The organism is Limnohabitans sp. (assembly GCF_040401495.1).
Lineage (GTDB): Bacteria > Pseudomonadota > Gammaproteobacteria > Burkholderiales > Burkholderiaceae_C > Limnohabitans.
Window position 1 is genome coordinate 1 of sequence record NZ_JBBAOI010000024.1, and the last position, 20998, is coordinate 20998.

Annotated in this window: 18 protein-coding genes; 11 read left to right on the top strand and 7 right to left on the bottom strand. The window is 56.8% G+C overall.

Annotated features, from left to right (window positions below; all coding sequences use genetic code 11):
* Together gatB and AC9UEO_RS11710 are read left to right on the top strand one after the other, a co-directional pair.
* The coding region (gatB, locus tag AC9UEO_RS11705; RefSeq protein ID WP_509533597.1) for an Asp-tRNA(Asn)/Glu-tRNA(Gln) amidotransferase subunit GatB at positions 1 to 949 on the top strand (949 nt) is incomplete at its 5' end.
* Between the two features lie 7 nt (positions 950 to 956).
* The gene (locus AC9UEO_RS11710) at positions 957 to 1070 is read left to right on the top strand and encodes a helix-turn-helix domain-containing protein (RefSeq protein WP_509533600.1); all 114 of its coding nucleotides are present in this window, start codon (positions 957 to 959) and stop codon (positions 1068 to 1070) included.
* A 3-nt stretch (positions 1071 to 1073) separates the two neighbouring features.
* On the opposite strand, the gene AC9UEO_RS11715 is transcribed toward AC9UEO_RS11710, so the two are convergent.
* From AC9UEO_RS11715 to mltA, 3 genes are read right to left on the bottom strand one after another with little or no spacing between them, the layout of a single operon-like run.
* The gene (locus AC9UEO_RS11715; protein WP_509533603.1) at positions 1074 to 2120 is read right to left on the bottom strand and encodes an STAS-like domain-containing protein; all 1047 of its coding nucleotides are present in this window, start codon (positions 2118 to 2120) and stop codon (positions 1074 to 1076) included.
* A 57-nt stretch (positions 2121 to 2177) separates the two neighbouring features.
* A complete protein-coding gene (locus tag AC9UEO_RS11720; protein ID WP_509533606.1) occupies positions 2178 to 3926 on the bottom strand; it encodes a lysoplasmalogenase family protein in 1749 nt (582 codons plus the stop codon).
* A 42-nt stretch (positions 3927 to 3968) separates the two neighbouring features.
* Positions 3969 to 5192, bottom strand: coding sequence for a murein transglycosylase A (mltA, locus tag AC9UEO_RS11725; protein ID WP_509533609.1), 1224 nt, complete (start codon positions 5190 to 5192; stop codon positions 3969 to 3971).
* Here mltA and AC9UEO_RS11730 point away from each other — a divergent pair.
* The gene (locus AC9UEO_RS11730; RefSeq protein WP_509533612.1) at positions 5191 to 5313 is read left to right on the top strand and encodes a hypothetical protein; all 123 of its coding nucleotides are present in this window, start codon (positions 5191 to 5193) and stop codon (positions 5311 to 5313) included. The two genes, mltA and AC9UEO_RS11730, sit on opposite strands and share 2 nt — an antisense overlap.
* Here AC9UEO_RS11730 and AC9UEO_RS11735 read toward each other — a convergent pair whose 3' ends face one another.
* Both AC9UEO_RS11735 and AC9UEO_RS11740 read right to left on the bottom strand, forming a co-directional pair.
* Complete coding sequence (locus tag AC9UEO_RS11735; protein ID WP_509533614.1) at positions 5314 to 6132, bottom strand: carbon-nitrogen hydrolase family protein; 819 nt, start codon at positions 6130 to 6132, stop codon at positions 5314 to 5316. It lies immediately after the preceding gene.
* Entirely contained in the window at positions 6129 to 10187 is a 4059-nt protein-coding gene (locus AC9UEO_RS11740; RefSeq protein ID WP_509533617.1) for a YhdP family protein, read from the bottom strand. Before AC9UEO_RS11740 ends, AC9UEO_RS11735 begins: the two co-directional genes overlap by 4 nt.
* A 59-nt stretch (positions 10188 to 10246) precedes the next feature.
* Here AC9UEO_RS11740 and glnE point away from each other — a divergent pair, with 59 nt between their 5' ends.
* Positions 10247 to 12937 carry a bifunctional [glutamate--ammonia ligase]-adenylyl-L-tyrosine phosphorylase/[glutamate--ammonia-ligase] adenylyltransferase gene (glnE, locus tag AC9UEO_RS11745; protein WP_509533620.1) on the top strand — a complete coding sequence of 897 codons (2691 nt, stop codon included), beginning with the start codon at positions 10247 to 10249 and terminating at the stop codon, positions 12935 to 12937.
* On the opposite strand, the gene rfaE2 is transcribed toward glnE, so the two are convergent.
* Together rfaE2 and AC9UEO_RS11755 are read right to left on the bottom strand one after the other, a co-directional pair.
* On the bottom strand, positions 12903 to 13406 hold the full coding sequence (rfaE2, locus tag AC9UEO_RS11750; protein ID WP_509533623.1) for a D-glycero-beta-D-manno-heptose 1-phosphate adenylyltransferase: 504 nt from the start codon (positions 13404 to 13406) through the stop codon (positions 12903 to 12905). The genes glnE and rfaE2 overlap by 35 nt on opposite strands.
* Complete coding sequence (locus AC9UEO_RS11755) at positions 13403 to 14347, bottom strand: MerR family transcriptional regulator (protein ID WP_509533626.1); 945 nt, start codon at positions 14345 to 14347, stop codon at positions 13403 to 13405. The genes rfaE2 and AC9UEO_RS11755 overlap by 4 nt, the downstream gene beginning before the upstream one ends.
* Positions 14348 to 14423: 76 nt before the next feature.
* Here AC9UEO_RS11755 and AC9UEO_RS11760 point away from each other — a divergent pair, with 76 nt between their 5' ends.
* From AC9UEO_RS11760 to AC9UEO_RS11790, 7 genes are read left to right on the top strand one after another with little or no spacing between them, the layout of a single operon-like run.
* Complete coding sequence (locus tag AC9UEO_RS11760; protein ID WP_509533629.1) at positions 14424 to 15029, top strand: glutathione peroxidase; 606 nt, start codon at positions 14424 to 14426, stop codon at positions 15027 to 15029.
* On the top strand, positions 15029 to 16336 hold the full coding sequence (locus AC9UEO_RS11765) for an NAD(P)/FAD-dependent oxidoreductase (RefSeq protein ID WP_509533631.1): 1308 nt from the start codon (positions 15029 to 15031) through the stop codon (positions 16334 to 16336). Before AC9UEO_RS11760 ends, AC9UEO_RS11765 begins: the two co-directional genes overlap by 1 nt.
* The gene (locus tag AC9UEO_RS11770; RefSeq protein WP_509533634.1) at positions 16333 to 17115 is read left to right on the top strand and encodes a DUF1365 domain-containing protein; all 783 of its coding nucleotides are present in this window, start codon (positions 16333 to 16335) and stop codon (positions 17113 to 17115) included. Before AC9UEO_RS11765 ends, AC9UEO_RS11770 begins: the two co-directional genes overlap by 4 nt.
* A gap of 33 nt (positions 17116 to 17148) precedes the next feature.
* On the top strand, positions 17149 to 18384 hold the full coding sequence (locus tag AC9UEO_RS11775; RefSeq protein ID WP_509533636.1) for a class I SAM-dependent methyltransferase: 1236 nt from the start codon (positions 17149 to 17151) through the stop codon (positions 18382 to 18384).
* Positions 18381 to 19679, top strand: a complete 1299-nt coding sequence (locus AC9UEO_RS11780; RefSeq protein WP_509533639.1) for an MFS transporter — start codon at positions 18381 to 18383, stop codon at positions 19677 to 19679. Before AC9UEO_RS11775 ends, AC9UEO_RS11780 begins: the two co-directional genes overlap by 4 nt.
* A complete protein-coding gene (locus AC9UEO_RS11785; protein WP_509533642.1) occupies positions 19676 to 20212 on the top strand; it encodes a DUF3833 domain-containing protein in 537 nt (178 codons plus the stop codon). Before AC9UEO_RS11780 ends, AC9UEO_RS11785 begins: the two co-directional genes overlap by 4 nt.
* A 2-nt stretch (positions 20213 to 20214) precedes the next feature.
* Positions 20215 to 20997 (top strand): SDR family NAD(P)-dependent oxidoreductase, encoded by a 783-nt coding sequence (locus AC9UEO_RS11790; protein WP_509533645.1) that lies wholly within the window; start codon positions 20215 to 20217, stop codon positions 20995 to 20997.
* Position 20998: the final 1 nt, after the last annotated feature.

The window sequence follows — 20998 nt, forward strand, 5'->3', positions numbered from 1 at the left end:
GTTGCACAAAATTGTCACTTGGATTGGCATTTGCGACGGCAACATGCAAGAGGGCTCCTTCCGCTGCGACGCCAATGTGTCGGTGAGGAAACCCGGTGCACCTTTGGGCACACGCCGTGAAATCAAAAACTTGAACAGCTTTAAGTTCATGCAACAAGCCATCGACTACGAGGTGCGCTGGCAGATCGAGCAAATCGAAGACGGCCACACCATCCAGCAAGCCACGGTGCTGTTCAACCCCGACACGGGCGAGACCCGCGCCATGCGCACCAAAGAAGACGCCGCCGATTACCGCTATTTCCCCGACCCCGATTTGCCGCCCTTGGTCATCAGCCGCGACTGGGTGGAGCGGGTTCGTAGCGAGATGGCCGAACTGCCCCGCGTGATGGCCGAGCGTTTTGTCACGCAATATGGCTTGCCCGAGTACGACGCCACGCAATTGACGCAAAGCAAGGCGATGGCGGCTTACTTTGAGACGACGGCCAAGGCTTGCGGTCAGCCCAAGTTGGCCAGCAACTGGATCATGGGTGAGGTGTCCAGGCGCATGAACAGCGGCGAAGTGTCGTTTGAAGCACTGCCTGTCAGCGCCGCACAACTCGCCGCCCTGATTGGCCGCATCAGCGACAACACCATCAGCAATAACGCGGCGCGTCAGGTGTTTGAAGGCTTGTGGAACGGTGAGGGCGGCGCGAATGTGGGTGACGCGGCTGCTGATTCAGCGCGTGTGGACGCCCTCATCGACGCCAAAGGCTTGAAGCAGATGAACGACTCGGGTGAGCTTGAAAAAATCATCGACGAGGTGCTGGCCGCTAACCCGAAAAACGTCGAAGAGTTCAAAGCCGGCAACGCCAAGGCCTTGAACGGCTTGGTCGGCCCGATCATGAAAGCCAGCAAGGGCAAGGCCAATCCGGCGCAGGTGAATGAGTTGCTGTTGAAAAAATTAGGCTGAGGTACCTTTGGACACTTTGCGCAACTGGGAGCAAGGTAAGCGAAAACCCACGGGTGCCGCAACTGCTTTACTCAAAATTTTGGACAAGGCGCCTGATGCAGCTTTTGCTGCCTTGGTCTGATCCTCAAGCGCCAAAAAGCTTCAACATCTTTGCTACCTCTGGCGTTAATCCCATGGTCTTGAGCCGAACATGGGGATGGGCTGCGGCAAAAACTCGAAAGACCTCATCCACAAAAGCCTGTCCCACGGTTTGCACGCCTTCAAAGTCGAGGATGACAGTCTTGAATTGTGTGGCGCGTTCTGTCACCCATTTGGCTTGCGATCGCGAAACGAGTTCGCTGCTGAGTTGTGCCAAGCGAACTGGAATTTCGGTGGTGTGAAAAGCGTCTGCACCAACCTCGGTTGGTTCGAAATACTTCAGGTAGACATCGTTGGCGTTGCGTTGGGTTTGTATCGCCAAGTCCATGCGCACCACGGTCTGCATGGCGTTGGGCTTGAGGCAAGCTTGGGCATTCATCCACGCAAACGGGGGCAGCGCATCCGCTGTATCGTGCGGATCAAAACGCAAGCCACCTGATTCAATGGCAAAGCCGTCCATCATCCGCGAGGACACAAACACGCCGATGCCTGAATGTCCTTGCGGCGCAGTCGTGAACTTGCCCTTGGCCAACTCCAACAACGCCAAACGGGTGTCAAACAAATGGGCAGCCTTCGCAATCTTGGCAAATATGCCCTCCCCATCATCCGCCACAAGCATTTGCAAACGCCCGCCCTGCACATGCATGCCCATGGCGACTTGCTGCGCCTGCGCATGGTCCAACACGTTGTTGAGCATTTCCGTGAAAGCAATGTTGGCGAGGTTGCGCGCATTGGCGCTGACATCCTTTAGCAGCGGCGCAAGGTGTTGCTCCCACACCGCCATTTCACCGCCTTGCTGGGCGATAGCTTGGACGGGTTGTACGGCCGACCAAAAGCGCATTGCGCCAAGAGAGTAGGTCTGCCGTGTGCCGCTGCCATGGCGCTGCAGATAGCCGGTATCAGCCAACTTCTTGATACGACGCGAAACCGCCACCCGACTCAAGCCAGTTTGCGCGGTCGCCTCCCCCGCGAGGCCTTCGCCTTGAGCAGCGCAAGCCAAGATGATTGAGTCGTTGAGGTCTAGGGATTGCATCGCGACTTAATCGTTAACAATCACTAATTGTATCGTTAATATTTATTTAATGGATCTTTAGCTCAGGGTTTTTGCGCCATTTTTATGGTCATCAAAGGTCCTCGAGACACCCCGCAAAATCAACCCCTGCGCCAGATAGTAAGTCGCCAACACCCACAAACCTGCATAAGGCAAGGGGCTGACAAACTTGTCGATGGCCAGCAAGGTGTCGGAGAGCATGAAGCTGGCGCTGCCCCAGGCCAGCCACACACTCGCTGAAGTGCCCAAGTGCTTGGCACGGCCCCAAGCCTGCGCCGCCATGGTGGCAATCACCAACACATAAGCAGCGACAGGCACACGCAGCTCGCTGGGCAAGCCGTTTTGGTCCAAACCTACAAACACCACAGCGGCGGCTGAAATGCAAACCGCTAAAGCACGTCGACTATGCAACCACGGCGCATCTTGTCGAAAGAGTTGTATGTAGCTTAAGTGCGCCAACAAAAACGCCACCAGCCCTGACACAAACAAACCTTCACCCATCAGCAGCACATCACCCGACCACGACAAGGCCAAGGCCGCCATCAACCAAGCTCGGCCCTTCATCCCCGCCGACGCTTGCCAAGCCGCAACCATCAACACCAACAAAGCCAAGGGCTTGGCCCAAAGATACACCTGGCTCCAGCCGCAGGCATTGGCGGCGGTTGCCAAGGCGGCAGCTTGCACAAAAGCACACATCGCTGGAGACAAGCGGTTTTGCAACATGGCATTGACACCCCACAAACCGGCTGCGACCGCCAACACGCAGGTGGCGGCCTCGCCCCACACCATGCCATCCATGAACCATAAAACAGCCGAGGCAGAACTTAGCAACACCACAAACCACGCAGCGCCCCACCACTGCACCGCAGGTGTTTGCAACGGCTGAAAAGCGGGGAAATTGTTAATCTGAAAAGGCTGAACTGGAAAACGCTTGGCCACATCCGCAGGACGCCAACCGGGGTGATGAAAAAACACCCTCAATTTATCTTGCCAACGCTTGGTATGCCAACTGTCGTGCAGCATGCTGGCATACATCTGCAGGTTAGCCCACAAAGGGTCCCAACTGTTCAGCGCTTTTCGGGTACCGTAAACGCAAGGCTCTTGAGGGTCTTCTTCTTGGAAGCTGCCAAACAGGCGGTCCCACACCACCCAGATGCCGCCGTAGTTGCGGTCTAGGTATTTATCGTTCACAGCATGGTGAACGCGGTGGTTGGAGGGCGAGCAAAACCAGCGGTCAAACCCACCTAAGCGCCCAATGTGCTCGGTGTGCACCCAATATTGGTAAAGCAAGTCGATAAGCGCCACGATGCCAAACACCAAGGGTGGCACACCCACGAGCGCCATGGGCAAGTAAAACACCCAACTGCTGATAGCCCCTGCACTGCTTTGACGCAGCGCGGTAGAGAGGTTGTAGTGCTGGCTTTGGTGATGCACCGCATGCCCCGCCCAAAACACCGCCACCTCATGGCTGGCGCGGTGAAACCAGTAATAGCAAAAGTCATACACAACCAAGGCCAGCAAAGCGCCGTACCAGGTGCTCCACCAAGCGTCATCGCGCACCAAGGCCACTTGCTCGAACACCAAGGTGTAAATGCCTATGCGCAGCACACGGGTGAAGATGGCGCTGATTTGGCTCAATATGCCCAGCGAGATGCTGCTGATGGCGTCGTCAAGCCGATAAGTTTGTGCTGCCGCTTGGCCTTGTTTGGCCCGCCGCATACCCCACAACCACTCGATGGCTATCAGCCCAAAAAACACTGGCGACGCCAGCACGATGATGTAACCCATGTTGTTGTCCTAGGTAATCCGTGGTGCATATTAATTCATGGGTCAAGGCTTGGGCCACAAAGCCCATAAACGCAAGGGTTGCTTTAAACGCCCTGCCACGTCACCGGCTTCTCGCCCTGTGCCCATGAACAAATCGGCCCGCACCGCACCCACGATGGCGCTACCCGTGTCTTGCGCCAACACCAAGCGCGACAGCGCTTGGGTGGGGCCTGGGGAGACCATCCACAGGGGTGTGCCATAGGGCATGCTGAGGGGATCGATAGCCACCGAGCGCCCCGCGACCAGCGGTATACCCTGTGCGCCTCGCGGCCCGACACTGGGGTCAGCACCCATGGGCTCTTCTTTGAAGAAGACATAACGCGGGTTGGTCCAGAACAATTCTTGATGCCGCTGTGGGTTGCGCTGCAGCCAGGCTTTGATGCCTGGCCAAGAGGCGTCGCGGGTTTCGCCTTTGTCGAGCAACCACCTGCCCACACTTTGGTAGGGCTGATCATTGGAGGCGGCAAAACCTAAACGAACGATGCGCACACTGCCATCGGGTTCGGTGATGCGCAGTCTGCCTGAGCCTTGGATGTGCAAAATCAAAGCATCCACGGGGTCGGCCAACCACGCAATCTCGCGGCCACGCAAAGCGGTTTGTGCCGCAGGCAGGCTTTCAATGTCTTGGCGAGTGAACCAAGGCTTGCCATTCGCTACACCCGGCGGGGTGGCATACAAAGGGGTGTTAAAGCCATTGCCCGCCAACCGTTGAGCCTCAAACACCGGTTCGTAATAAGCGGTGAGCAAGCCGCTGGCTTCACCCTCCAAAGTCTCTAAGCGGTAAGCCTGTAAGCGACTGAGCAACAAAAGGCGCTGATCTGTTTCAGTGGCAATACTCAAGCGTCGAATATCACTGCATAAGGGTGCGAGCACCGTACCGCTGACATCGCAATTGGCCAACAACAAGGTCCACACCTCTGCCATGGACTCTTGCGGCCAACCGGGCAACTCTTCGATGGGCACGGGCACCCAGCGGCTTTTGCTCTCGCCTTTGACGGGCGGCTCAAAACGCGGACCAGCCTGCGAAACGCCAGGCTGACTTAGCGGCGGGTTGGTCACTGGCGCAGTTTTGACGCCTTCGGGGCTTAGCACCGGCGGCGTGTAAGAGGGCGCCGGAAGGCTGGGGCGAGGCACCGAAGATGCGCACGAAACCAGCATGCCTACAATCGCCACGCTCCACGCTGCGCGGTAAAGCAGCGACCTACCCATCCATACGTCTGAACCCATGCTGCTGATTTTGCTTGAATCCCTTGCTGCTGGCTTGCTACTGGTGCTCATCGTGTGGTGGACCATGTTTCATGGCCGCAACAAGGGTGAGCCCGAGGACAAAGACCGGGATAAGGACTGATCACGATAGCGGTGAACGGCGCAACGGCAACTGCTGCCTGCGCTCGCGCAATTGATCTATCGATACATCGGTCAGCACACAAGCCTCTCCCTCGTCTTGCACCGCTTGCACCTGACCCCAAGGGTCTACCCACATGGAGTGGCCCCATGTGCGACGGCCATTGCTGTGCTTGCCGCCTTGCGCTGCTGCACCCACCCAAGCCAAATTATCAATAGCACGGGCTCGCAACAAGATCTCCCAGTGGGCAGAGCCAGTGGTGTAAGTGAATGCGCTGGGTGCGAGCAGCAACTCAGCACCTTGCTGCACCAATTGGCGGTACAACTGAGGAAAACGCAAGTCGTAACACACGCTCAAGCCTATGCGCCAAGTATGGCCATCTTTAGAGGGCAAGTCCATCACCACCGGCGTGTCGCCCGCTTGCAGCACCACGCTTTCGTCGTAGCTTTCGCGGCCATTGTCAAAACAAAACAAATGTATTTTGTCGTAGCGCGCCAGGCATTGACCTTGGGCGCCGTACACCAGCGTGGTGTTTCGCACATGTGTACTGTCGCCAGGCACAGCAATAGGCAAAGTGCCCGCCACCAAGCACACGCCGTAGGTCTTGGCCATGGCGGCCAAACGCTGCTGCATGGGGCCGTCACCAAAGACCTCGGCTATGGCCAGTTTGTCAGTGTCGTTCTGTCCGAGCAAACAAAAATACTCGGGCAAGACCGCCAACTCGGCGCCAGCTTGGGCGGCTTGCGCTAGCAAGCGCTCGGCAGCGTCGAGGTTGGTGGCCACATCGGCGGTGGAAACCATTTGCAGCAATGCGGCTTTCATGGCTTAACTTCCTTTGGTGTCGTCCCATCAATTTTACTGACCTTGGGATCTTTCCAAGAGCCCAGCACGCGAAATTCTTGGGTGGTCGATTTGGCCAAGGGTGTCTTCAAAAAATACTGGGTAAGAAAACTGGTCAAGCCCACCACGGGGTTGATGATGGTGTAGAGCAAAGTGGCGGTGCCAGTATTGAGGTCGGGCACCACCACCACTTTGAGGTCTTGGGTTTCATGCTCAATATCGGCTTTGCCTTCAAGCATCACCGCCGCTGTCACGCCCTTCATCTGCAAATTGTTGGTGCTGGCAATGCCTTGCTGAATTTGCACGTCGCCACGCACAAAGTCAAAGGAAAAGCCCTCGCTGAACACGTCGCTGAAATCCAAGGTGAGGCGACGGGGCAAGGCCTGCAAATTGAGAACACCAAACAAACGCGCGACACCTGGTTCGGCTTTCAAAAACTGCCCTTTGTCGAGGTTCACATTGAACTGACCACTCATGCTGGCATAGTCGGGCGAAAACGGTGAGCCTGTCCAACCGACCTGCCCAGCCAAGCGTCCTTTGCCGTTGCGAATAGCGCCTTTGTAACCAAGCCGCTCCAACAACTCGCCCGAATTTTGCAGTTGCAAAGTGAAATCGAGTTGGGTGCGCTTGGCTAGCAAGCGGCTCGCACCGCCCCATTGGCCTTTGGCCTGAAAACTCGCTTCTGGCAAACTGAGGTTGAATTTATTGAGTACCCATTCACGACCGCCACCGGCAATGGCCCGACTGAAACCGTCAACCTCGGCACGCCCCAACTTCAAGCCACGCAACTCCAAGTTGTCAATGACAATGTCCATGGTAGGCAAGTCTTTGGGCGAGTCCGACAAAGTCGCTTCCACGTCTTGCACAGCAGCAGGTGGAATCACTAAATTGGCCAGCCTGGCCACTACCCGCGAGGTTTGGTTGTCTTGCGCAGGCCTGTAGTCGATTTGCCCCTGTGCTTCATCGGCTTTAATTTGGATACGCCACTGAGGGCCTTGCTTATCGGCACTGGCTTGCACCCTATTAAAGGTACGCCCCAACCATAGCAACTCGTTGGTACCCACTTCAAATCGGGTGGGGACAAAGGCCATGGCTTGTGGGCTGGCGGGCTTGGCAGGTTTGTCATCTTTGGTCTGGGTGCCGAGCCAGCCCGACAAAGTTTGTTGCCATTCATCGGCATTGAAATGCGGCAACTGCACTTGCATCAGCACCGCGCCTTCAGGGACGTCTTTGCGCAGTGTGACCGGCCCCAAGGCAATCTGTCCGCGCAAGACCTGCGGCACTTGGGGCGTCATATCGCGCAAATAACTGACAGTGATGAGTTGGCCCAAAGTGAGCGTGCTTTGCTCTAAATGCGCAGTGCCACGCGACTGCGCCACACGCAGCAACTCATTGTCAAAACGTACAGGCCAAACGGCATCCGCAGGTTTGTTCAAAGGCTCGGGCAAATCCACGCCCATTCCTTGCAATGAACTGCTGAATGAAAACTCAGGTACACCGCGTCGCAAACCCAAACTGGCGACAAACGACGTGCTGCCGCTTAAATGTGCAGCAAAACCCGAGACCAGCGCAGGCTCGGGCAATTGGCGCAAGGCCTCGGCGCTGACACTGCCTTGCAAACTCAGCCGCGAAGGACCTGTATCCAGGCTGTCATTAAATCGCAATCCGCCGTCGAGGCGAGCATCTGCGCCCAGCCAACGCAGGCGCATATTGTTGACCGAAAGCCCTGACTCGGTGTAATTAAGCGTGCCTCGCAATTTGCCAAAACGCGGCAGTGACGGATGCCACTGGATATCGTTGCCATTGAGCACCATGTAGCCTTGCACCTTGGCAAGGGCCAAATTTTGCAGCGGCAAATTCAGGCGCAGTTGGTGCTCGGCAGTTCCTGTAGCGGTAAGCTGAGACAAGGCTTGATCGGTGATGCTATTGAGCGGCGAGGTTTTAATTAACTGCGCGACATCGCTCAAATTGCCGCGCATCTGGGTGCTGATGTCCACCACGATATCGCGCAGGTCTGCAATTTGTAAGTCCAATTTGCTCAGCGTTGTGGCCCCATCTTGCCCCATACGAGCCGTGGCACCCTTGATGAAGAGGCGGTTACGGTTGATTTGCAGCTCGCCTGCGGCTTGTTGCACCAACGGCCAAGACTCTTTGTCGCGCCGCTGTGCAGCGCTCAATATACTGTTAGGGGCGTACTGCATGCTCAAGCCTTGGAACGGCGCTTTGACGGTGAACACCCCCTCGTTGTTGCGGGCAAAAGGAAAGCGGTCCAAGGGGCCTTTGACTTCGATAGCTGCTTGGCTGAAACGACCTGCCAATAAAGCGTCACGCAAATAATGGCGTGCTTTTTCATCCATGGCGAGCGGTAAATAGCGGTGCAAGGTGGTCGCGTCTAAGCGAGTCACTTTTGCCTGCATATCCATAGTACCCATGTCTTGAGCGCTCGCGCCAGACAACCAACTGCCTTGCGCTTGCGCTTGCAAGTCGAGATTTTCAAAATGCACTTGATGAAGCGTTACCAACCACTGCAGGTCTTTTTTCGCCCAAGAAACATCCGCGGTCGCCTCTTTCAATGCCAATTTGTTGGAGTCCAAAACTTCGCCAATTTGCAAATGGCCACCTGCTTGTTGCCAATGGACTTTGCCGCCATGTTCACTGACCTCCAACTTGAGTTGCGAGGACTGAATGCCTGGCCACCAAAGGGCGCTGTCTGGCTTGGCCACGCTGCTCGGGGCTTGCAGCGACAAGCCTGTGACCTCGGTCTTGAGGTTGAACTGCGGCGCATCACTGTGCGCCAAAAACCAACGCATATCGAGTTGCTTGACCTGCCCCTTGGGTTGCGCCATGGCCAGTCGGGCTTGCCAGCTTTCGCCCAAGGGCAAGCGCTGAGCGATGCGAGCAAGCATTTCTAAAGAAAAGGCCTGCAATTGCAATTCGCCGGCATCGGCCACATGCTCGCCCTCGTCGCGCCATGCCACACGACTGCTCCCTAAGTCCCATTGCTCGCCGTCTTCAAAGCGCAAGGCCAGGTCTTGGCTACGCACGTCTTGCCCTAAACCCTCAAGCCAAGCTTGGTGGTGCAAACGCCCTTGAATTTGTTGCAGCAATACCGCTGGGGCTGACTCTTTTGCTTGCCAACGCAGCGCCTGCATATCGACATCGACGGTTTGCGCCAACAACTTGCCTTGGCGCACCTGCGCCCAGCCACGCAACCAACCATGTCCTGTTTGTAAGCCGTCGCCCAGCACAAAGCTCAGATAGGGCTGCATGGGGGCAAGGTCAATTTGAGAAAAAGCTGCATAGACCTCGCCATCCCAAGTCTTTAAGTCGCTGGCATGGCGGCTGAGCAAAGACTGGTGAAAACGCCCTTGCAGGCTAAACCGCGCACCCCATTGCGGCGGCGGCGTGGCATCGATGCGCCAGTCGTGGCTGCGCAAGCCATTGCGCAAAGCAACATTGACTTCTTGCAACTCTACCGTCGGCAAAGACGCCTTTTGATCAACCCAACGCAAGCGCCCACGGTGCACGAATATTTCGGGTTGACTCCAAAACCAATCGGCCAATGCAGAGGGCTGTGCTTGTCCCATCAATAAACCGGCAATGCGCAACTGCCCGTCAATGTCGCGCGTGACATCGATCAAGGGGCTGTCAATGTCCACCCTGTCTAGGGACAAAGTCAAAAGTGAAGTGGGCGAGAGCGAGACCAACACGCGTGGTAGATGCAACACCTCTTCGTCAGCGGCATTTCGCAACACAAAGTCGGTGATTTCCAAGGACGGCAACCAGTCGGTGGAAAGCGTGTCTAGGTTGCCTATGCTGACTTTGACGCCCAAGGCTTGAGAAGCCATGGCTTCGATGTCGCTCTTCCAATCGAGCACACGCGGCACGATCCAAAAATGCAAGGTCAGCGCGGCTACGGCAACCAAGCCCCATGCAGACAAGGCTAACCACCACAGCACCCGCACGCACCAAGCGTAGCTGCGCCACCAGCGAGATGGCTTGGCAGTGACAATGGGCAAATGTGTAATGTTGGTCATAGCGAAAGTACCAACAGAATTATGACCCGCAAAACGACCTGAATGCATACTGTGCTGCCATGACCCTGTCCACCCCTTTTTCGCAAGGCTCCCGCTTGGTGCAACGCCTGCGCCGACGCTACCCCAAAGAGCTGGCGCTGCTGCCCTCAGGCCAGCCTTGGGCAGCACAATTGGAAATCACCTATGCGCACTTGTGCCACACCTATTCCGAAGTGGCAGACGCGCTGCGCGTCCTGCGCCAGTTGGTGTTGGAGCGACTCGTCGTGCTGGACTGCGAGCAACAAGCGCCCTTGAACACCATCACCCAAAGCATGACCACGCTGGCTGAGTTCACTTTGAACAAAGCTTTGCAAGAGGCCTTGGCACGGGTTGATCTGCGCCATGGCCCTCCCATGACATCCCAAGGAACACGCGCTGAGCTTTGGGTCATTGGCATGGGCAAACTGGGAGCGGGTGAACTGAATGTGTCAAGTGACATTGACTTGGTCTATGTGTTCGATGAGGACGGACAAACCGAAGGTATTGACGGCGGAGGTGGCGTGGTGAGTAACCACAGCTACTTTGACAAAGTGGTCAAACAGCTCTACGCCTTGATTGGAGAAACCACCGAGCACGGCCAAGTCTTTCGCATGGACTTAGGCCTGCGCCCCAACGGCGAGTCGGGCTACAGCGTGGTGTCGCTTGACGCATTGGAAGAGTATTTCCAAGTACAAGGCCGTGAATGGGAGCGTTTAGCTTGGCTCAAAGCGCGGGTGGTGGCGCCTGCGGCTCGCATGGGTCAGGTCAAGGCTTTGCTCGAGGTGGTCACACCTTTCGTGTTTCGCCGCTACCTCGACTACAACGTGTTTGAGGCTTTGCGGGTGCTGCACCAGCAAATTCGCGCGCAGTCGCTGCGCCTGAGCGCGGGGCGGCCAGAGCGCGCCAACGATGTCAAGCTCGGTCGTGGCGGTATACGAGAAATTGAGTTCACAGTGCAACTGCTGCAAGTGGTACGAGGCGGGCAGTTCCCCGAGTTGCGCCAACGCGCAACGCTGGACACGCTGGACGGTTTGGTCAAAGCCCGTTTGATGCCTGCCGACACAGCAAAGGCGCTCCACGCTGCTTATGTTTTTTTGCGCCAAGTCGAGCACCGCATTCAATACCTCGATGACCAACAAACCCACCGCCTGCCCAGTGACCCCACCGATTTGCAATGGATTGCCCACACCATGGGACTGACCAACAGCGAAGCCTTGCTACAAGCTTTGCAGCAGCACCGAGACCGCGTGGCACAGGAATTCGAACTCCTGCTGGGCCAAGGAGAAACCGCTTCACCCAACACTGCCAACCCCCAGCCCCCTGTGAGCTACGACTGGGCCAGCGTATTGGAAGGCTTGTCTCCCCTTTTTCGACAGCGCATGGCGGCTTGGCCTGCTATGCCGCGGGTGCTGGCCTTGCGCGAAGACACCCGTGAACGTTTGCTGCGCTTGGTACAGCGCACCCAAACTTGGCTTGACCAAGGCCTCATCAATGAAGAGGCTGCACTGCGCTGGAGCGACTGGATGGAACCCTTGCTGCGCCGTGAAACCTATTTGGCGCTGCTGCTTGAACGCCCGCCGGTACACCAGCAGTTACTGCGACTGCTGGGGTCATCGCGCTGGGCGGCGCGCTATTTGCGCACACACCCAGGGGTAATTGACGAGTTGGCCAATACCGAGGTGTTAGATGAGCGCTTCAATGCCGCACAAATGCGCCGCCATTTGCAAGCCCGCCACGATGCCCTTGTCAGCCAAGGCGCTGACGACGAGGAAAGTCTGCTCAATGTGCTGCGTCGTGCGCACCATGGCGAAACCTTGCTGACACTGGCACGCGATGTAGAGGGACGTTTGAGCGTGGAGCAAGTCGCTGATGATTTAAGTTTGTTGGCCGACACCTTGGTGGAGGTGGCTGCCCTGTGGGTCTGGTCTCGTCTGAAAACACGGCACCGTGACTTGCCCTGTTTTGCAGTGCTGGGCTATGGCAAATGGGGCGGCAAAGAACTGGGCTATGGCAGCGACCTTGATATTGTTTTTATTTACCATGACGAACACCCCCAAGCTGGGGAGATCTACGCGGGGTTTGCGCGCAAGCTGATTCGATGGCTGACCATCAAAACGGGTGAAGGCGATGTATATGAAATTGACACCGCATTGCGACCCAATGGCAACGCCGGTTTGTTGGTGAGTTCGTGGGAGTCATTTGCCGATTACCAACGCCAGCGAGGCTCCAACACTGCTTGGGTTTGGGAACACCAAGCCATGACACGCGCACGTTTTTGCGTGGGCGACGAGCGCCTGCGCCAGCCGTTTGAAGCGGTACGGCGTGAAGTTTTGTGTGCTCCACGCGACCCTCAAGCCCTGGCTGTGGAGGTGGTACTCATGCGCGACAAAATGCGCGCCGCCCAAGCTGTAAAGCCTGACATATTCGACTTTAAACACAGCCCTGGGGGCATGATCGACGCCGAATTTGCAGTGCAGTTCTTGGTGTTGGCCCATGCCCAGCGTCACACTGGCTTGGTCAACAATGTAGGCAATATCGCTTTGCTAGAACATGCCCAGACGGTGGGTTTGCTGCCCCACGGCATGGGGCAAGCCGCAGCCGATGCTTACCGCGTACTGCGCCACTGGCAACACCTTGCGCGCTTGGATGAGGCCACAGGCGAGCGCCCGCTGGTCCAGGTGCGCGAGCAACACGACGCTATTGCGGCTTTGTGGCACTTTGTATTTTCATAACCAAGGCGCTGGTGGAGTAGCCGTTGACAAAGGGTATCGCCACGGCGTGACCGCCCCAGCTGCGCACGGTCGCGGTTTCTTGCAAAACCTCCATGTCGTAGTCGCCGCCTTTGACATAAATATCGGGGCGCAAACGCTCGATCAGCAGCACTGGCGTGTCCTCGTCAAACCAAGTCACCAGGCTGACCGAGGCCAGCGCGGCCAACAACAGCGCCCTGTCTTGCTGAGAATTCAAGGGGCGCTCAGGGCCTTTGCCCAAGCGCTTGGCAGACGCATCGGTATTCACACCCACCACCAAGGACGCTCCTAAGGCCCGCGCTTGCTCTAAATAGGTGGCGTGACCACGGTGCAATACATCAAAAACACCATTGGTGAACACCACTGGCCCCCCTTCGCGCAGAGCCTGCACCCGCGCCCAGGCCTCATGTGCCTTGCATACTTTGTCAGCAAAACCCAAAGTCGGGCTCATGGGCTGCGCATGCGCCAGCGTTGCACCTGTGCCTCAATTTGAGCCAAATCTGCAATCACCGTCACGCCAGCAGGTGGGCGACGTTGCAGCACAGGGGCTCGGCCGCCGGCCCAAATCTCGACATGCCCTGGCAAAAGTCGGCGCAACTCAGCCAAGCCATCCAACACATGGTTGGGGTTTTGGGTGATGCTAAAGCTCAGCGCCACGATATTGGGGTGATGCGCCAGCACAGCTTTGGCGATATCGCTCAAAGGTGTTTTCACTCCCATGGGCAAGCAATGACAGCCTTGCATGGTCAAGAGGCTCTCTGCCATGAGCAAGCCTATGGCATGTTCTTCTTGCGCAAAGGTGGTCAGCAAAACACGGGGTTGGCGATGGGCGGTGTGGCTGTTGAGTTGATGAATGGCTTGGCGCAGCACGACGGTCGCGCACTCGGTGTACATATGTTCTTCAAACACTTGGATTTCAGCGCGCATCCACGCGTCACCCACCATGGCGTTCAAGGGCGCGAGCAGTTCGATGACGAAACGGTTGACACCTAAACTGGCCACGGTTTGGTGCAAATGGCTTCGCAAGCCGTCAATGTCATGGGAGCGCAACAAGCCCATGGCTTGGTCCAACAACTCGCCCACACCCGCTTTGGCACGGGCCAAGTCCATGGGGCCAGCCAGCAAGGATTCGGTGATGCTTTGCAGTTGCTCGACAGACATGGCCACGACTCGGCCTGGGCGGTGTCCCGCATCCAATAAACGCTTGATGATGCGCAGTTTTTCCACCTGAAACAACGGGTAGCTGCGTTCGCCAAAACTGTCGCGCCCTGGCTGGGGAAAACCGTAACGACGCTCCCATACCCTAAGCGTATCTTTGCCGATGCCCGTGTCCCGCTCGACAGCAGCTATCGAAAATTGAAGGTGTTTCGACTCGCCTTCGCTCAAATCCATAGGGTTATTTTCTTAAAAGATACTGCCAAGCAAATATGTCATGGACAATAGCATAAAACCTCTTTGGACTACCCCCATGAAAACCTTGCTCAATGCGCGTTCTCAAGCCCTGTTCCTTGCTGTCATGGCTCTGGCCCCATTGGCTTGGGCGGCTGACCCCAAACCAGCAACGCCGCCCAGCAGCAGCGCAGCCGAATGCCCTGGCGTGCTGCGCCACACCGTTGAACGCTTGCAAGACGAAAAACCCCAAAACCTTTGTCAGTACGCGGGTCAGGTGGTGGTGGTGGTCAACACAGCCAGCTATTGCGGCTTTACCCCTCAGTACAAATCGCTGGAATCCTTGTATGACAAATACAAAGACAAAGGTTTGGTGGTGCTGGGTTTCCCCTCCAACGATTTTTCCCAAGAGCCTGGTAATAACCAAAAAATCGCTGACTTTTGCGAAAACACCTATGGCGTGAAGTTCCCCATGTTCAGCAAAACCACGGTCCGCGGTAGCGACGCGTCGCCTTTGTTTAAACAACTGACCCAACTCAGCGACACCACGCCGAAGTGGAACTTTTACAAATACCTCATCAGCCGCGACGGCAAACAAGTCAAAAGCTACAACAGCACCACCGACCCGATGGATAAGGCCTTTTTGGCCGAGGTTGAAAAACTGCTGATCACCCGAGTGAACTGATGCGCCAACGGGTAGCGGTGATCGGCTCGGGCATTGCTGGCCTTTCAGCGGCTCACCATTTAAACCAGTTTGTCGACCTGAGCTTGTTCGAGGCTGGCAGTTACTTTGGGGGCCACACCCACACGGTTGATGTCACTTTGCCAATCGCCCAAGGCACGGTTACCCACGGTGTGGACACCGGTTTTTTGGTCTACAACCAACGCACCTACCCAGGGCTGATCGGCTTGTTTGACAGTCTGAACATCCGCACCGCAGCTTCGGATATGTCGTTTTCAGTGCAAGCGCACTGGGACGACAGCGGCAAAGTTTTGGAGTGGAACGGCGCAAACTTGAACAGCGTGTTTGCGCAACGCAGCAACCTGTTTCGTCCGCGCTTTTGGGGCTTGCTGAGTGACATCATGCGATTTAACCAACTGGCCACCAATTTGGCCAAAAGCGCACAAGCAGATGCTTTGGCCCAGCCCTTGCAGCAGTTATTAGATGAGCACCAATTTGGCGAAACGTTTCGACAAGGCTATTTGCTGCCCATGCTCGGCTGTATTTGGAGTTGCCCCACCACCCAAATGCTGCAGTTTCCGGTAGCTACCATGGTGCGCTTTTGTGACAACCATGGTCTGCTGCAAGTCAACAACCGCCCACCGTGGTTCACGGTGGCGGGTGGCGCCAAGCACTATGTGAAAGCCATCACCGACCAAATCAAAGACAAGCGCTTGAACACCCCCGTGCTGGGCATTGCGCGCGACGACCAGGGCGTGCATATTCGAACCTCCCAAGGGGTTGAGCACTTTGACCAGGTGGTGATGGCCACGCATGCCGACCAATCGCTTTCCTTGCTAGACAAGCCCAGTACCGAAGAACAAGCGTTGCTGGGCGCCATTCGCTTTCAAGCCAACCGTGCCGTTTTGCACACCGACACCAGCGTCATGCCCAAACGTCGTTTGGCGTGGGCCGCGTGGAATTACCAACGCACCCAATCGATCAGCGAAAACGCTCGTGTGTGTTTGCATTACTGGCTCAACAAACTGCAACCCCTGCCCTTCAAGCAAGACGTCATCGTCTCGCTTAATCCAGCTTCGCCCGTTGACCCTGCCAAAATTTTGGGCAGCTACGACTACGACCATCCTGTGTTCGATTTGCCAGCCATTGCCGCGCAACAACAGTTGTCGCAACTGCAAGGACAGCAAGGCACTTGGTATGCAGGTGCTTGGATGCGCTACGGCTTTCATGAAGACGGCTACCAAGCGGGCTTGACCGCGGCCAAAAGCTTGCTGGCGCAACACAGCCAAAAGCAAGAGGCTTTGGCGTGACTTCTTCACAGCCGCTTGTCGGTTTTGGCCAAGTTCGCCACAGCCGTGCGCGACCTCGTCGCCACGCATTTGCCTACCCCACTTGGTTTTTGCTGCTGCCCATGCGCAGCTTGGCACAACACGGCAGCAATGTTTTGGCTGTGAACCAACGTGCAGCCATTTCTTTTCACGATGTTGACCACGGCGATGGCCGATCGCCCGCAACTGGCGGCGCTTTGGCTTGGTTGGATGAACTGCTCGTCAGCCAAAACATCAACGACGCCCAAGGCGAGGTGTGGCTGCATTGCTATGCACGGGTGTGGGGCTATGCCTTCAAACCGGTGAGTTTTTGGTATTGCCAGCGCAGCGACAACTCTTTGGCCGCCATCGTGGTGGAAGTGAACAACACCTTTGGTGAGCGCCATTGCTATGTGTTGCCCCAGCCGCGCTATGGCCAAACCCTGCATGCTGACAAGGTGTTTCATGTGTCGCCCTTTTGCCATGTGCAGGGTCGCTACGACTTTCGCTTCATGCGCACCGAGCACCATGGCGAGTCCAAAACCGTGGTGCGCATCGACCACGGCGATGACCTGGGCTTGCTCATCAGCACCAGCGTCAGCGGCAAGCTGCAACCCCTCACCACCTCGGTGCTGCGCCACGCACTGTGGCGTTACCCACTGCAAAGTTTTGGGGTGATTGCCCGCATCCACTGGCAAGCGTTGGGGCTGTGGCTCAAGCGTGTGCCGTTTGTGCGCAAACCCCCGCCCCCTGCAGAATTTGCCACTCGTGGCAGTCTGTGAATTTATAGTCGCTTTATTGCCTTCTTTCTGACCATGTCTACCCTGCACTCACCCGACCGCACATCCTCTGCCTATGTGACAAAAAACACGCCCATGGCAGCCAAGCGTGCCTTGCGTATGCTCGAATCTCTGACGGTCGGGGGACTGCGTATTCAACTGCCTGATCAAAACCAGTTGAGTTTTGGCTCTTCGCAAAGCGGCCCGCAAGCCAGCGTCCGTATCCACGACTGGGCGGTGTTTGCTGCAACCATGCGCTCAGGCGACATCGGTTTTGCCGAAGGTTTTATTGCAGGCGACTGGGACAGCCCTGACCTCACCACCTTGTTGCAACTGTTGGTGGCCAACCGGCGCCCCATCGACGATTTGATTTTTGGCACGTGGTGGGGGCGCTTGGCCTACCAAGTGCGTCACTGGATGCGGCGCAACACCAAAAAGAACAGCAGTAAAAACATCCATGCCCACTACGACTTGGGCAACGGGTTTTACAGCCAGTGGCTAGACCCCAGCATGTCGTATTCCTCGGCTTGGTTTGACAACGACACCAGCCAAGACCTGCAAGCCGCGCAACACGCCAAAGTACGCCGTGCCTTGCGCATGGCAGGCGTTCAAGCTGGAGCCGCTCAGCGGGTGCTGGAGATTGGTTGCGGCTGGGGCGGCCTGGCGGAAATTGCCGCCAGTGAATTTGGCGCCAAGGTGACGGGCATCACACTCAGCCCCTCACAGCTGGCCTATGCCAGCGAGCGACTTGGCACACAAGCCATACATGCCGACCTTCGCTTGCAAGATTACCGCGACACCAACGACGGCCCCTATGACGCGATTTGTTCCATTGAAATGATCGAAGCGGTTGGTCGTGCCTATTGGCCAACCTACTTCCAAACCATTGCGCGTTTGCTCAAGCCCGGCGGTCAAGCCTGTATCCAAAGCATTGTGATCGACGACGCCTTGTTTGAGCGTTACGCCTTGGGCACTGACTTTATTCAGCAGTATATTTTTCCAGGTGGCTTCTTGCCCAGCTGCAGCGAATTCAGGGCGCAAGCGCAAGCGGTCGGCTTGCAGGTGGTCGACACCCTGGCCTTTGGGCAAGATTACGCTGAAACCTTGAAGCGTTGGCGAGAAACTTATGTGCAGGCTTTGCCGCGCATGAACAAACTGGGCTTTGACGAACGCTTTGAGCGCACCTGGGTGTTTTACTTGGCCTATTGCGAAGCTGCTTTTTTAGAGCGCAACACCGACGTGGTGCAGTTCACTTTGCGCAAACCTGCATGAGCGATCAGCGCAGGGGCGAGCTGGGTGCCTTTGAACTGGCTCGCCTGGGTCTGCCTGCTTTGCCACTGGCGTTTGTGGCCTTGCCTTTGTATGTGTTGTGGCCGCATTACTTTGCCAGTCAGTTCGGGGTATCGCTTTCGCTTATCGGTGGCTTGCTGTTGTTGGCCAGAGCCATGGATGCCTTGATTGACCCCAGCATCGGCCACTGGTTGGACAAACTCTATGCGCACAGCCCCAAGCGTGTATTGCGCCGCTGCTGGCTGGCAGCACTGTTGTTGGCGCTGAGTTTTGTGGGTTTGTTTTTTCCCCAATGGTTGCTCGGGCGAAGCGTAGGGCAAGCCGATTTGCTGATTTTGGTAGGCGCTTTGCTGCTGCTGTGTTACCTCAGCTACAGCGTTCTCACCATTGCGCTGCAAGCTTGGGGCGCTCGCATGGGCGGCGACAGCTTGGCGCGCAGTCGATTGGTGGGCTGGCGTGAAGGTTTGGGTTTGGCCGGCGTGGTCTTGGCCTCTTTGGTGTCTGGCTTGGCTGGGATCGCTGAATTGGTATCGGTGTTTGTGGGTGTTTTGGTTTTGGCCATGCTGTCTTGGTCTGGCGCCGCTCAGCCTGCCCAAAGCCATGACACGCACAGCAGCGGTTGGTGGTCTTCTCTTTGGCAACCTTGGCAAGACAGCGCCTTTCTTCGCTTGCTTGGGGTGTTCATGGTCAATGGCATTGCCTCAGCCATTCCGGCCACCTTGATTGTGTTTTTTGTACAAGACCGCCTGCAGCTTGGCGCAGAGATGCAGGCGCAGTTTTTGGGCACTTACTTTGTCGCCGCTGCTATTTCTATGCCGCTGTGGCTTCGCTTGATCGCACGCTTTGGGCTGAGCGCTTGTTGGGCGGGTGGCATGGCCATGGCGATCGCGGTGTTCATCTGGTCCTTGGCGCTGGGGGTCGGGGACGTATGGGGTTACACCGCCATTTGTTCGCTATCGGGTTTGGCGCTGGGCGCAGACTTAATCGCGCCCGGCGCTTTGCTCAACGGCGTGCTGCAAACTGAGGATAAGCAACACCCCCACGCAGGTGCCTACTTTGGTTGGTGGCAAGTCGCCACCAAGCTGAACTTGGCACTGGCAGCAGGCGTCGCCCTGCCTTTGCTAGAGTGGCTGGGCTACACCCCTGGCGCTCAAGACGCGCCGGCCTTGGCGGCGCTCAGTTGGTCGTATGCCTTGCTGCCCTGTGCTTTGAAATGTGTGGCGCTGCTGCTGTTGATCAAAGCGTCTCGTTTATCGCTTATGAAGGAGTCCGTATGAAACGCCGCTTATGGTTATCCGCTGCTGCTGCCACCGCCTTGGGGGCGAGCGGCTGTGCTGGCCCGTCCATCAACGACTATGCCCAAGAACAACCTGCGCTAGACCTTAAAACCTATTTCAATGGCGTGGTCGACGCGTGGGGCGTGTTCACCGACCGCTCGGGCCGTGTGGTCAAACGCTTCACCGTGGTGATGAACTGCAGCTGGAATGGCGAGCAAGGTGTGCTCGATGAAGACTTTGTGTACGCCGATGGAACCAAACAAAAACGCATTTGGAAACTGCAACACCTTGGCAACGGCAACTACAGCGGTGCGGCTGATGATGTGGTGGGGCTTGCCAACGGCGCCACCCGTGGCAACACGTTTCGCTGGGGCTACACCTTGGCTTTGCCCGTTGATGGCCGAGTTTGGGAGGTGCAATTCGATGACTGGATGTACCTGATGAACGATCGCGTGATGCTCAACAAAGCCAGCATGTCTAAGTTTGGCGTGTTTTTGGGTGAAGTCACCTTGTCGTTCACCAAGCGGGCTTGAGCATGGTGTGGCTCACCCCATTCAACAAACCGATTAACGACTGGCGTGGTCGCAGCGTGTGGTTGGTGGGCGCGTCCAGCGGCATAGGCTTGGCCTGCGCCAAAGTTTTGCACACGCTGGGTGCCAAGGTGTGCGTGTCGGCTCGCCAAGCGACTTTGCTGCAAGCGTTTGCAGACCAACACCCTGGCAGCATGGCGCTGCCTTTGGATGTGACCGACAAACAAGCGATGCAAACTGCCGCGCAGCAAGTCAGCACGGCACAAGGCTTGGATGTGGTGGTGTATTGCGCAGGTGTCTACCAACCCCAACGCGCCACCCGCTATGAGCTGTCCAGCATGCAACAGCACATGGCGGTGAACTACCACGGCGCTTTGTATTTGCTGGACGCTGTGTTGCCCACCATGCTCGCGCAAGGGCGTGGCCACCTGAGCTTGGTGTCCAGCGTGGCTGGTTACCGCGGCTTACCGCAAAGCTTGGCCTATGGCCCGAGCAAGGCCGCGCTCACCCATTTGGCCGAGGCTTTGTATTTGGATTTGCAAGACAGCGGCATTGGCGTGAGCGTGATCAACCCTGGCTTTGTCGAGACGCCACTCACCGCGCAAAACCAATTCACCATGCCGGCGCTCATCACTTCGGATGAAGCTGCTCAGCACATCTTGCAAGGTTGGCGAAACGGCCTGTTTGAAATTCACTTTCCCAAGCGCTTCACCCGCTGGTTGCAGTTGCTGCGTATCTTGCCCTACCGTTGGTATTTTTCATTGGTGCGCCGCGCCACAGGTCTGTAAC